Source organism: Serratia sp. BNK-10 (genome assembly GCF_047456065.1).
GTDB lineage: Bacteria > Pseudomonadota > Gammaproteobacteria > Enterobacterales > Enterobacteriaceae > Serratia > Serratia ureilytica.
This window is the reverse complement of sequence record NZ_CP179894.1, coordinates 4,654,168-4,667,112: the sequence shown is the minus strand read 5'-3', so window position 1 is coordinate 4,667,112 and position 12,945 is coordinate 4,654,168. Positions and strand designations below refer to the sequence as shown.

General features: G+C 59.3%; 12 protein-coding genes. 6 read left to right on the top strand and 6 right to left on the bottom strand.

The annotated features are described in order from the left end of the window. Positions 1 to 176 precede the first annotated feature (176 nt). Positions 177 to 1,091, top strand: coding sequence for a DMT family transporter (locus ACMGG9_RS22465; RefSeq protein ID WP_414162282.1), 915 nt, complete (start codon positions 177 to 179; stop codon positions 1,089 to 1,091). On the opposite strand, the gene ACMGG9_RS22460 is transcribed toward ACMGG9_RS22465, so the two are convergent. Beyond that, positions 1,088 to 2,581 carry a PLP-dependent aminotransferase family protein gene (locus ACMGG9_RS22460; protein WP_414161732.1) on the bottom strand — a complete coding sequence of 498 codons (1,494 nt, stop codon included), beginning with the start codon at positions 2,579 to 2,581 and terminating at the stop codon, positions 1,088 to 1,090. The genes ACMGG9_RS22465 and ACMGG9_RS22460 overlap by 4 nt on opposite strands. A 1,074-nt stretch (positions 2,582 to 3,655) precedes the next feature. On the opposite strand from ACMGG9_RS22460, the gene ACMGG9_RS22455 reads away from it, so the two are divergent. From ACMGG9_RS22455 to ACMGG9_RS22435, 5 genes are all read left to right on the top strand, one after another. Then, positions 3,656 to 4,042: a winged helix-turn-helix domain-containing protein gene (locus tag ACMGG9_RS22455; protein WP_050440145.1), complete on the top strand. Its 387-nt coding sequence runs from the start codon at positions 3,656 to 3,658 to the stop codon at positions 4,040 to 4,042. Positions 4,043 to 4,153: 111 nt separating this feature from the next. Continuing rightward, positions 4,154 to 4,687, top strand: coding sequence for a fimbrial protein (locus tag ACMGG9_RS22450; RefSeq protein WP_033651775.1), 534 nt, complete (start codon positions 4,154 to 4,156; stop codon positions 4,685 to 4,687). Between the two features lie 60 nt (positions 4,688 to 4,747). Next, positions 4,748 to 5,452, top strand: coding sequence for a fimbria/pilus periplasmic chaperone (locus ACMGG9_RS22445; protein ID WP_213588123.1), 705 nt, complete (start codon positions 4,748 to 4,750; stop codon positions 5,450 to 5,452). A 61-nt stretch (positions 5,453 to 5,513) separates the two neighbouring features. Continuing rightward, positions 5,514 to 8,090, top strand: coding sequence for a fimbria/pilus outer membrane usher protein (locus ACMGG9_RS22440; protein WP_414161731.1), 2,577 nt, complete (start codon positions 5,514 to 5,516; stop codon positions 8,088 to 8,090). 74 nt (positions 8,091 to 8,164) lie between these two features. Continuing rightward, entirely contained in the window at positions 8,165 to 9,250 is a 1,086-nt protein-coding gene (locus ACMGG9_RS22435) for a fimbrial protein (protein ID WP_050440144.1), read from the top strand. 13 nt (positions 9,251 to 9,263) lie between these two features. Here ACMGG9_RS22435 and ACMGG9_RS22430 read toward each other — a convergent pair whose 3' ends face one another. The 5 genes from ACMGG9_RS22430 to ACMGG9_RS22410 all read right to left on the bottom strand — a co-directional run bounded on the left by ACMGG9_RS22430 (position 9,264) and on the right by ACMGG9_RS22410 (position 12,943). Continuing rightward, positions 9,264 to 9,887: a LuxR C-terminal-related transcriptional regulator gene (locus tag ACMGG9_RS22430; protein ID WP_033645336.1), complete on the bottom strand. Its 624-nt coding sequence runs from the start codon at positions 9,885 to 9,887 to the stop codon at positions 9,264 to 9,266. A gap of 109 nt (positions 9,888 to 9,996) precedes the next feature. Then, entirely contained in the window at positions 9,997 to 10,536 is a 540-nt protein-coding gene (locus ACMGG9_RS22425; RefSeq protein ID WP_046687944.1) for a fimbrial protein, read from the bottom strand. An 18-nt stretch (positions 10,537 to 10,554) separates the two neighbouring features. Continuing rightward, positions 10,555 to 11,559: a fimbrial protein gene (locus ACMGG9_RS22420; RefSeq protein WP_117187552.1), complete on the bottom strand. Its 1,005-nt coding sequence runs from the start codon at positions 11,557 to 11,559 to the stop codon at positions 10,555 to 10,557. Between the two features lie 14 nt (positions 11,560 to 11,573). Then, positions 11,574 to 12,185: a fimbrial protein gene (locus tag ACMGG9_RS22415; protein WP_033645333.1), complete on the bottom strand. Its 612-nt coding sequence runs from the start codon at positions 12,183 to 12,185 to the stop codon at positions 11,574 to 11,576. Between the two features lie 11 nt (positions 12,186 to 12,196). Then, the gene (locus ACMGG9_RS22410) at positions 12,197 to 12,943 is read right to left on the bottom strand and encodes a molecular chaperone (protein ID WP_342175351.1); all 747 of its coding nucleotides are present in this window, start codon (positions 12,941 to 12,943) and stop codon (positions 12,197 to 12,199) included. Positions 12,944 to 12,945: the final 2 nt, after the last annotated feature.

The window sequence follows — 12,945 nt, the reverse complement described above, 5'->3', positions numbered from 1 at the left end:
TGGCAACCGGCACAGTGAAAATCTCGCTATCTGGACCTGTCTGTGAACCGCTTTATCTGAAAAATAGAACGCAGCCCCGGCAAGCGACGCCGGGGGAACGATGTTCTCTTTCACTATGACCTCGCCTCGCGGGTTGCCGATTTCGGTATGCCTCAGGCGTGCGGAGCATTCGCATGATGGACAGTCAGTCTGAAAAAACGCTTGTTGTTACCCCTGCTCATTCCGCCGTCGGGCATTCGGCTCAGGGCTGGATGAACGGTTTCCTCGGCATGATTATCTTCAGCGGCTCGTTGCCCGCCACCCGGGTGGCGGTGCTGGAGCTCGATCCGCTGTTTCTGACGGCGATCAGGGCGGCGATCGCCGCTTTGCTGGCCCTGTGCGCGCTGCGGATCACTCGCCAGGCGCGGCCGACGCGGGCCGATTTGCCGCCGTTGCTGTTTGTAGCGCTCGGCGTGGTCATCGGTTTTCCGCTGCTGACGGCGCTGGCGCTGCAGCACACCACCTCGGCGCATTCGCTGGTGTATATCGGCCTGCTGCCGCTGGCGACCGCCGGTTTTGGCGTCTTGCGCGGCGGTGAGCGCCCCAAGCCCGCTTTTTGGGCTTTTTCGGGCATCGGTGCCGCACTGGTGGGGGCGTTCGCGCTGAGCCAGGGGAGCGGCGGCGCCTGGCAGGGAGATGCGCTGATGGTCGGCGCGGTGCTGCTGTGCGGTTTGGGTTATGCCGAAGGCGCGGTGCTGTCGCGCCGGATCGGCGGCTGGCAGGTGATCTCCTGGGCGCTGGTGGCGGCGTTGCCGTTGACGCTGGCGGCCGCATGGTGGGCGGCGCCGGCCGCTTGGCCCGTCGTCAGCGGCGCCGCCTGGCTGTCGCTGGCTTACGTCTCGGTGTTCAGCATGTGGATCGGCTTTATCTTCTGGTATCGCGGCCTGGCGCAGGGCGGCATCGCCGCCGTCGGACAATTGCAGCTGCTGCAGCCGTTCTTCGGCCTGGCGCTGGCGGGCTGGCTGCTGCAGGAAACCGTCCAGCCGATGATGATCGCCGTGATGGCCGGCGTGGTGGCTTGCGTGTTCGGCGCCAAGCGCTTTTCTCGCTAGGCCCCGTTGCGGGCGCAGGCGCGGATCACCTCGCCGAGCCGTTCCACCGCCTGCTGCACCTGGCGGTCATCGTAACCGCCCAACCCCAGCACCAGACCCGGCTCACCGTGGCCGGGCGCATACATCGGCGATACCGCCCGCAGCGCCAATCCGGCTTCGTTGGCCTGCTGGGCGACCTGCACGTCGTCGAGATCTTTCCTCAGCCACAGCACCATGTGCATGCCCTGATCGCAGGGCTGCACCCTCCCCAATTCGGCCGGGATGCGCGCATTGATCGCCTCGATCAGCACCCGGCGTTTCTCGGCGTAGACGCCGCGCATTTTGCGGATATGCCGGTCGAGATACCCTTCGGCGATAAAGGCGGCCAGTACGTGTTGATCCGAGCTGGGCGGATGACGATCCATCAGGATCCGGGCGCCGCAAAAGGCGTCGACCAGCGGCGGCGGCACGATGGCGTAACCCAACCGCAGCGAAGGGAACAGCACCTTGCTGAAGGTGCCGAGATAGAGCGTCCGCTCGGGCGCCAACCCTTGCAGCGAAGGGAACGGGTGGCCGGCGTAGCGCATCTCGCTGTCGTAATCGTCTTCCACGATCCAGGCCTGCCGTTCTCTGGCCCAGGCCAGCAGGGCGCTTCTTTTCGCCATGCTCATCGGCATGCCCAGCGGATATTGATGCGACGGCGTGACAAAAGCGGCTCGGGCGTCGGCGGCCAGGCGCACGCCGGCGGCGACGTCGATGCCGTCGTCGGCGACGGGCACCCTGATCATGTGCCGATCGCGAAACAGGCTGTTAAAAAGGGCGGTGATGCCGGCGTAGGCGGGGTCCTCGACCCAGGCGCTGTCGCCGGCGTCCAACAGGATCTGCGCGGCCAGATACAGTCCCTGCTGGGTGCCGGCGGTGATGAGGATTTGCTGCGGCGTGCAGTTTACCGAGCGGGAACGGCGCACATAATCGCAGATGGCTTCGCGCAGCGGCAGGGCGCCCATCGGATCGCCATAACCGGACGGGGCGCCGGGGCCGCGCGCCCGGATGCGGTTGCCGAGCCGCCGCCAGATATCGTCGGGCGCGGTATCGCCGATCGGGACCGACACGGTGAACGGCACCGACGGCAGCGCCCGCGCCTGGGCGGCAAAGCGCGCCAGATGCTGCGCCTGTGAAGAAAGCGGCACGGCTGTGGCCGGAGTGGTTTGCACCGTGGCGTGTGGCGTGCGGCGCGGCGCCTGATAGTGGGCGACCCGGGTGCCGGAGCCGGGCTGCGGTTCAAGAAAGCCTTCCGCCGTCAGTTGAGCAAACGCCTCCAATACCGTGCCGCGCGCCAGATTCAGCGCCGCCGACAGCCGGCGCGTCGAAGGCAGCAGATCGCCCGCTTTCAGATCGCCTTTGTGGATGGCCCGGCGCAGTGCCTGCGCCAGTTGGTGGCTTAGCTGCCCCGCCTGGCGGTCAATCTCGCCGAGGGCGGGGACGTCAACGACTTGGGCTGTTCTGGGCATGCATTCCGGTCCATATTAAAAAAAGAAATTGCTTAGGCAGAGTAAACCACTTTATCTCGCCATGCATGCGTTGCCGAATTCGCGGTGTCGCGGTGTCGCGGTGTCGCGGTGTCGCGGTATGGAGGTTGTGTCTGCCTCGCCATAATTAGTGACGTCTGACGATCAATATAGAGGGGGCATGTTGTTGATTGCTTGTGCCTGTCAGCGTGGCGACTGTTTTCATCGCGGACGTAGAGCATTTATATTGCGAGCGGCGTTGAATATGGTTTACCTGAGTGAACAGGAGCGGCGCTGAATAAAGCGCACGATAATAAACGATGTGAGGAGGGGCGCGGCAAATGAATAAGTTTGCGAGATTGTCCCCGGATAGAGCGCGTGACGGTGATTGGTGAACATAGGGGGGGCCTTTGCACTGTAAGAGCCTAAATGCGGTTCATTAATGGTGTAAATGTTAATTTTTTGGTGTTTATGTTTGTTAATTGGCGTTTTGGATGAAATTTAATGCTATTTAAAATATTAAAATTTATCGACATTATAAGTCAGATATGCTGCAAACTATTAATTAAATCTATTTTTTGTTTATTAAAATCTATTTTTGGTCATTTGATGTTATTTTATTTTAAATAATATTAAAAAAGCAACATATACATCTGCAAGAATGTTTTTTTCTGTATCATTGCTCCAGGTCATTCAAACGAGGCGAGAGGCGCTGTTGGTGCGCAGAGGACAGGTTCTCAGCGTTGTAATGCGGAATGCTGATGAGAGGTTGAGTCTAAAAAAAGTAACGCTTTTTTGTGTTTTTGAAGTTTTCAGCTAGTTTATCCGAAAATGCAGAGTGAAAGACTCACCGCAAAAGGAATGACGGAGTTGATATTTTTTTCTGATAACTTTCTTGCCTTGGTCAAAAATAAGGCGAGGCCGGCTTTTAATGGATATTAAATCTGTTTTAAGACGTTTATGGTCATTATGGCTGATGAGTTAGCAGGGATTGTCTCAGAGTGTTCTGAAATTATAATGTCATAGCGATATTATGATTCTGAGTTATTTGTTTTTTATTTTATCCAGGGAATTGACATGATGGAACGCAATCTTTTTGGTTTTATCATCGATAACGATATACAACTCGATATCGCTAATAAGCGGCTGGTGCGCATTAATTCTTTATCGCCGGAAAAACTGGTGTTGTTTAGTGCCGTGACGCTCAATGATGCCATGGTGCGGCTGCTGGTTTTTTTGCTGATCCAATATGGTAAAGGCCGGCAGCTTTCGAAGAATGAAATACTGAAAAAAGTCTGGGATGAAAATCATTATTCTTCGTCCAGTCAAAAACTCTGGCAAACCATGAAAGAGCTGAGGATAAGGCTCGATGCCATCGGTTTGCCGCACGACTTCATAGTGAATGTGAGGGGGTCGGGTTATACCCTGAATAATCCTATCGTTACGCCTTTGTTCTACGAGTGAGCTTATTGAACGTGCGTTGCAAGAAATAACGTATTGCTTAAGGAGCTCGTTCCCGCTGGCTATCACCTACGGAAATAGAACGCGTTATAATTAAAATCATCAGGAGTATATATGAAAAAGACCTCCGTAATAGGATTGGCCTTGCTGGGCTGCGTTGGTCAGGTGCAAGCCGCCAGCACCGGGACGATCAATTTTAGCGGTACTGTATCTGCGATGACCTGTGATGTACGGGTCAATGGGCAGGAAGCCGATGGTAATGTTGCTTTGCCGGTTGTAAGCGAGAGTCAGCTGAGCGTGATGAGCTGGACTGCAGGTCGTACGGCGTTTGAGCTGAAGTTGAATAATTGCCAGGGCGCCTTGAAAACCACGACGGCGTTCTTTGAAGCCGGCCCCGGCGTGGATTCGAGCGGGCGCCTGCGCAACCTCACGGGCACGGCGAAAAACGTCGTGCTGCAGCTGCGTGAAGGCTCCGGGGCGTTCAATCCGATCGTTGCAGGCAGTCAAAACCAGATAGCGAACGCTACCTATTACACCATCACCAATGGCATGGCGACCTTGCCGTATACGGTTGAATATTACGCCATGGGCGCCGCGACCGCCGGCTCGGTGGTAAGCAACGTCGTATATTCACTGCAATACAAATAACCCGTATTTCAAGGGGGGCGTTTCCCCCCTGTTTCTCAGCTATTTATTGGGGCGATTATTATGAGCAGACAGGCTCGTATTTTATCGCAGGCTTTCTTGCTTGCAGTTACTTCTCTTTTTTCGGCGATGACATTTGCCAGCGTGGTGATTAGCGGTACGCGCGTTATTTATTCCTCGGAGGCGAAGGATGTCACCGTTAAATTGAACAATGTCGGTAAAGCGCCGGTATTGATTCAAAGCTGGATCGATGACGGTGATATGACGGTGAAGCCGGAAAATATCCGCGTGCCTTTTATTTTGACGCCGCCGATTAATCGCGTCGATCCGGGCAAAGGGCAAACCTTGCGCCTGAGCTATACCGGGGCGGCGCTGCCGATGGATAAAGAAAGCGTTTTCTGGTTGAACGTGCTGGAAATCCCGGCCAAAAAACAGCTCAAAGATGATGCCAGCCTGCTGCAAATGGCTTTCCGTTCGCGCATCAAGCTGTTTTTCCGTCCGGCGGGCTTGAACGGCGACGCCAATGACGCGGCGCAGAAAGTGACGTGGTCCGCCGCGCCGGGCGGCGTGAAGGCGTTCAACCCGACGCCGTATTTCGTCTCGTTGGTGAGCCTGGCCGTCAATGGTAAGGAACGTGAAGGGCAAATGATCGCGCCGTATTCCTCGCTGATGTTTAACGGCATTCGCGCCGCCGCAGGAACCCAGATCGCCATTGAATTCGTCAATGACTACGGCGCCGTCAATAAATTCGATGCGCTGGTGAAGTAAGCGAAGCACATCGCCATTTAATGCCTCATCGGCAGCAGCCGAACCTTGCGGAAAAAAGTTCATGACCGAATATGTTAGCGTTGCGCATGGCCTTCGCACGGCCTCTGCGCGCTTAACGCCGGCGGCGCTGTGCGTGCTCGGCGCATTAAGTGGCGCTCAGGCGTGGGCCGACGACCGTGTGCCGCGGGCCATCGCCGGAAAGGTCGAATTCGACCCGTCGTTTCTTAACCTGAGCGATCGCGCCGGCGTCGATCTGGCGCGCTTTGCGCGCGGGGCGGCCGGGCTGGCCGGCACGCATCGGGTGGCGTTGTTTATCAATGACGAGGCCTTTGGCAATAAAGAGATCGAATTTCGCAGCCGCGCCGATGAGAGTCTGTATCCCTGCCTGACGCCGGCTATCGTCAATAGCATCGCTTTTAACGACGCCGCGCTGCCGGCAGGGGCGCTGGCGCCATTGGCGCAGGGCGAACCCTGTTTTAATCTGCCGCGGCAGATTCCGGATGCGCAGGTCAACTTCGACAGCGGCGAGCAGCGGCTGGATATCGTGGTGCCGCAGATTTATATGCGCAAGACCGCGCGCGGCAGCGTTGACGCCGCGCAGTGGGACAGCGGCGTCTCGACGTTGTTTCTTAATTACAACCTGAACGGGTATTCCAGCACGTCACGCGGAGCGGACTATAACTCCGTCTACGCCGGTTTGTCCGGCGGGGCCAACTTCGGCGCCTGGTATTTGCGCCATAACGGTGCCTATAGCTGGACGCAAAACGGCATTTCGCAATACGACAGCATTAACACCTTCCTGCAGCGCGATATTCCGCCGCTGAAGGGCAGAGGCGTGATCGGCCAGGCGAACACCACCGGCCAACTGTTCGATACGCTGGCGTTTAACGGCGTGCAGCTGGCCAGCGATGAGCGCATGTTGCCGGAATCGCAGCGCGGCTATGCGCCGGAAATCCGTGGCATCGCCAGAAGCAACGCGCAGGTGACCGTGCGGCAAGGGGGGCAGGTCATCTATCAGACCACGGTAACGCCGGGGGCATTTCTGATCGACGATCTGTATCCCACCGGTTACGGCGGCGATCTGGAAGTGACGGTGCGTGAAGCTGACGGCGCGCAAAGCGTCTTTACCGTGGCTTATGCGGCGGTCACCCAACTGCTGCGACCTGGCGCCGATCGGTACGAAGTCGTCGTTGGCAAGGCCGACAATGACAGCCTGCGGGAAAAGCCCTGGCTGTATCAGGCCACCTACCAGCGTGGTTTATCCAATGCGCTCACCGCCTACGGCGGCCTGCAGGCCGCCCGAGATTATCAGGCGGTGCAGTTGGGCGGGGCCGTCGGTTCCTCGCTGGGCGCACTTGGCTTCGATGTGACGCAAAGCGACAGTCGTTTGGGCCGCGAATGGCGTCAGAGCGGGCAGAGCTACCGCCTCAGCTACAGCAAGACCGTGAATGACATCGGCAGCAGCCTGTCGCTGGCCGCTTACCGATTCTCTACCTCTGGCTATATGGATTTCATGACCGCCATGCAAACGCGCGACCGGCTGAGGCAAGGCGGCGGAGAGGGCGATATCGCGCGCGCTCGCAATCGGGTGACGTTTTCCATTTCGCAGGGGTTGGCGTCTGGATGGGGACAGCTGTATGTCAGTGGCTCTGTGCAGGATTACTGGAACGGGCAGGGCAGCGACAAGCAGTATCAGTTGGGGTACAGCAACAGCTATAAAGCCGTCACCTACGGGTTGAGCATGACGCGCAGCCAGGCGAGCAATGGCCGGGCGCAAAACAGCTATCTGCTGAATTTCAGTCTGCCGTTAGGGCGCCGTGACAAGGCCGGCACGCCGCAGCTGCGGCTCGGACTGGCGCATGACAGCGACGGGTTGTCGAGCCAGCAGGCCACCCTCTCCGGCAACCTGGGGGCCGACAGTCGGTTCAGTTACGGCATGAGCGCAATGAACGCCAATCGCAATGGCGGCAGCGGCTCGGTAAACGGTCAGTATCGCAGTCAGGCGGCGCTGCTCAGCGGCGCTTACAGTTCCGGTAAAGGCTACCGCAGCGCCTCCGCCGGGTTAAGCGGCACCGTCGTGGGGCATGCCGGCGGCGTCTCGTTCAGCTCTTACGGCTCGGAAACGTTCGCGTTGGTGGAGGCGAAAGGGGCCGAAGGCGCCAGCGTCTCCGCATATCCAGGGGTGTATGTGGATGCGCAAGGCTATGCGCTGGTGCCGTATTTGACGCCGTATCAGCTGAATGAAATCAGTCTGGATCCCAAGGGCAGCGCCCCTGATCTTGAAATGGATGAGACCACGCAGAAGGTCGCGCCTTATTCCGGTGCGGTGGTGAAAGTGAAATACAACGCCCGCCAGGGCTCCCCGATTCTGATCGATACCGCTGCCGCCGGCGCGCCGGCGCCGTTCGGCGCCGAAGTGCTCGACGAAGGCGGCGCCGTGGTTGGCGCCGTGGGGCAGGGCGGGCTGGTTTATGCGCGCGTCGCTCAGGACAGGGGCGCGTTGCGCGTTCGCTGGGGGGCGGATCGCGCTGCGCAGTGCGCCCTGAATTACGTGCTGATGCCGCAGCAGAAAGGCGGCCGGCCGGTATTGCAGCGCTTTAGCGCGCCGTGTCGCAGCGGCGTTGGCGCAGAACGATGAGACCTATTTTTTGCTCGGGAACGCCGTCGGGCACGGCTGCAGCGACGGCGTTTCAGCGCACGGGAGAGAATGAGATGACACAGAAAAACCGCCAGGGTATTTGGCGCGGCATTGCCTTGTTGGCGCTGTTGCTGGCCCAATCGGTGTGGGCCGACTGTTATTACAGCGATAAGTCGGACGTTAAAAACGATCTGAATATCACTGCGCCCATTGTATCCAGCAATATCACCGTGGGGGCAGAAGTGGCCCGGGGCGCTACGCTGTATACGCAAAATTTTAACCCCACTTTCAGGAATGTGTACGTCGAATGTTCGACGGCGCAACCGTTCATCGCGATAGACATGGGTTATGAGCCGCCGCCGCATCCTCTGTCGGAGTGGAGCGGCGGTTTTGGCAAGGTTTATCAGACGGGCGTGCCGGGCGTTGGCGTGTTTATCGATAACCACGCTTTGTCTTTCACCCTGCCGTACACGTCGCGGAGCACGGAGAGTCATACCCTGTACGGGTGGTCGTCGAATCTTTTCAAATACCGCATTCGGCTGATAAAGACCGGCGATATTCAACCCGGCACCATCACCGGCGCCGATTTGCCCTGTTTGGTGACCCAGGTTGGGCCGGCAAGCTCGCCGTTTACCGCTATGCGGCTGTGTTTTACCGGCTCGATCAATATCGTCGCGCAGAGTTGCACCACGCCCGATGTTTTCGTCGCCATGGGGAAATACGATATGGGACGAGATTTCACCGGAAAAGGCAGCGTAACCGAATGGAAAGACGCCTCGATCCGCCTGATGGATTGCCCAAAATTTTACGGTACGGCCGAAGCCCATTATTCCGATAGCGGCAACAGCGGCATCGTCAGCGCAACCGCCAACAGTTTAGGGGTGTCGTTAGCGCCCAATACGGCGGTGGTCGATGGCGATAACGGCATTATGGGGCTTAAAGACGGCAGCGGCAGCGCAAGCGGCGTCGGCATCCAGTTGGCCTATGGCGCGTCATCGCCGCGGCCGGTGCAGTTCTCGCGGGAAATTAAGGTGCCGCTTTCCCCCGCCACGCCCACGTCTTTCACCATCCCGTTGCAGGCGCGTTATATTCAAACCGAGCCTACCGTCACGCCGGGCGCCGCCGACGCGACCGTGACCTTTAACATCAATTATTATTGAGTGGGCGGGCTGGTCAACTCAGCCCGCGCTGATTCAGCAGCACCTTATTCAGCTCGCTGTTTTTACGCACGTTGAGCTTGCGCATCGCCGAACGCTTATGGGCGCTGATGGTTTTCTGGCTGCGCTGCAGCAGGCCGGCGATGCTGCAGGCGGACATGCCGCTGCTCATCAAACCCAGCACCTTTTTCTCGCAGTGGCTGAGCGCGGCGATGCGGCAAGCCTGGCATTTCCACTGGCCGGCGGCGTGCAGCGCCACCCACGGATGCAGGATGAACTTTTCCAACGCCATCTGCAGCTTGAGGCGAATGGCGTAGGCCGAATCGCGCCGATGGATGCTGAACAGCGGCGGCAGGTTTTTCACCTGTTGCTGGGTCGCGTCGTCGAGGATCAGCAGGGTCAGCTGCCGCTGGCGCGGAACGCCGTGAGGGCTTTGATAACAACAGGCGCAGCCCCAGCGCTCTTCCGGCGTGCGGAACACGATTTCGATGTTATCCAACGCCTGCAGCGCCAGCGGCGAGAACTGCGGGTACCGGCGGTGGCATTCGTTCAGGGAGTGCAGATAGTCCTGCAGCAGCAGACGCAGCCCCTGCTGGTAGAAGTTATCGCTGTCGAACAGCGTGAAGCGAATATCTGGCATGGGTGACTCCTTAAAAAGCCGTGGCGCCGCGCCGGAGCAAACGGTGACGGCCCATCGCCGGCGTTCGCGCGCCGGTCGTTTTCCTGATTTCCCTGGGACGGTGCGGGGCTTATTGGTACGCCAGCACAAAATTGGCGATGGACGTGAATTCGCCTTCGGTAATGCTTTGGTTTTGAATTGCGCTGGGCCGCCCTTGCACGTAGGCGGTGAAGTTCAGGCTGTTGGGGCCGTTTTGCAGCGCGACGGCGCTGGTGGCCTTATTCAAATCGATGTCTGCGCCCTGATGATCGAACAGGGCGATGGCGGCGCCGTTCGCGCCGTTGTTGATCGCCAGCTTGCCCGGCAGCTCACCGTCTTCGGTGCCGCTGAAGGTTACGCTGACGGATTTGAATACCGTGGTCTTGCAGTCGGTCAGCTTGATGCTGAACGGTACCGGTGTGGTGTGGCCGTAGCGATACAGGGTTTTGACGATCACCGTGCCCATCTCCACCAGCTGATCGGCGGACTGCGGTTCGATATTGCACGGCCGGCTCACCACGGTACCGTGGAACTGCACCGGCGCGCCGATAAGCTCGGTGTTCGCCGCCGCCGGCATGGCGGCAAACCACCAGGACGCGCAGCTGAGCAGCGCTAAAGCGCGTAGACGCATTTTCCGTTCCTCCCTCGGTTACTGGAATGCCGCCACGATGGTGGCCGACGCGTTGAATTCCCCTTCGCCGATCTCCGCGCCGCCGTTGGCGAACGGCGCCGCCACCAGGTTCCAGGAGCCGCCGTTGCCGATGTTCGGCACCGGGTAAAACTCGTTCGGAATGACCAGCTGGCCGTTGTGCGTTAGCCGGATGCCGAGATCGTTCTTGTCGGTTTTGAACACCTCGTTGCTGAAGGAAGCGGCCGTGCCCGAGACCGCCAGCTTGATGTTCAGCGTGCCGTCCTCGAAGCTGCCGCCCTCGCACTGGAAACGCACCGGAATGCTTTGCGGGTAGTTCGAACCGTTGAGATCGCTGCCGCCGATTTCGCCGAACTCCACGTTGATCAGCTGGCCTTCGTTCACCACGCATTTATCCGGCACGTAAAGGATCGCGGACTGGATAAACACCTGCGCCATCGGATTGGGGCCGAAACCGCCGTCGGTTGAGCCGAGGCGGCCGAACATCTCGATGATCTGCCGATCGTTAATCTCGACGCCGTTGATGATCTTTTTGCGCACCCGGAAGGTGATGCGGCCTTTTGAACCGCTTTCATAGTTGTTGACCTGCACATAGGGCGGTGAGCAACTGTGATTGGGATACTCGTTGGATTCGTTGTAAAAAGGCACCGTGACATAGGCCTTCTTATTACCTGCAATCCACACTTCGGCTTTTAAATCCAGGAAGTCGTTCAACTGCAAGAAGCCGTTGCCGTAGTCAGAGGGGGGCAGCGCCGAATCCGACTTGTAAAAGTGCGGGCTTCGGGGGATCGGCGTATCGCAGTAGGCCTTGCCGGTATAGGTACCGCCTAATGAATAGGGAAACTGTTTGGTGAACCCCACCTGGTTGGTGATGTTGCTTTGATTCAGATCGATATAGAACTGTTTGGGGCCGCCGTCCGGCGTGACGTAGCCGTTGGCCCAGGCGGCGGGGGCCGCCAGCGCGATCGCCAGCGGCAGGCAGAATTTGGTCAGTTGAGTTTTCATCGCGTTCTCGAACCTCACAGGTAAATCACCTGAATGTGCGCCACGGCGGCAAACCCGGCCGCCATCACCGCCCGCTGGGTGGATTCCACGCTGGCGCTGAACCACAGGGTGTTGCTGCCGGGCTGCAGAATGTAAGGGCGGCTGCGTTGATTCAGCTCCAGCGCCTGGCCTTGTTGGTCTTGCAGCCGCAGACCGATGCCCTGCACGCCGCCGTTCAGCTTCAGCAGCGATGGGTTATCGACGTCGCTTTCGCCGAGAAACACCAGCGTGGCGGCCTGCTCTCCCTGCAGGTAGAGGCGGCCGGCGTCGCCGTTGCGCGGGCCGGCCGGGTTATCCGCCAGCGCGCGCGCGCCCAGCAGGCAGTTGCGGAACGAGAGGCGAAAACGCACCGGCGCGCTGCGATCGCCGGCGTTGCGGAAGTCGCGTGCGCTGACGTCGCCCAGATCGACGGACTGATCCCGGCTGTCCGGCGTCAGGCTGCAGGGAGAGCTGAGCAGGCCGCCGTGAAAGCTGACGGTGCCGGTGGTGCCTTCGATCACGCCCAGCGGCGTTGCCGCCATCGCGCCGCCGCCGCACAGCAGTGCGCCGAGCAGCAGTGGGCGCAGTCGATCGGTGAATTCAGCCATGCTGGACCTCCTTATTTTTTGTCGGGCACGGCGGTGCAAACGCCGCCATTGCAGACGAAGCGCAGCTCCGGATGGCCGCCGTAGTCGTTGATGTAGGTGATGACGAAGCTGTTCATGCCGGTCTCTTGCAGCTTGAGGCTTTCGCTGGATTTCGGCTTCAGCATCAGCGGCTGAAAACCGCCGATCGCGCCACCGCCCTGTTTTTGCGTCTGCCGCGTCATGCCGGTCAGGGTGATGTAAAACGGCGTCGGGTTGTCGACGGTGATGGCGCCGCCGCTTTTACGGAACACCAGCTTTTCCTGCCACACCTGGCCCTTGGGCGCGACGATGGCTTTCGGCCGATAGAACAGTTTGATCTGCGTTTGCAGCGCCAGCTGCATCACGTTGGTTTTGGTGCTTTTCGGCGGAATTTCGCGCAGGTTGAAGTAGAACACCGACTCGCGATCCTGTGGCAGGCGATCCGCCTCCGGCGTCTTGGTGATGCGCACCACGCTGCGCTCGCTTGGTTCCACGCGCTGCAGCGGCGGCAGCACCACCAGCGGCGAGGTGATTTTCTGGTGCTGCTCGTTCTCAAGCCAGGATTGCGCCAGGAAGGGCAGCTCTTTGTTTTCGTTGACGATATTCAGGCTGATCGATTTGGCGTCGCTCACATAAACGGCGCGCGTGCGATCCAGCGATATCGCCGCGTCGGCGGTGGGCAGTACGGCGCTCAGGGCCAGGCCGGCGGCGGTCAGTAGCGTTATCGGGTGTTTGTTCATGT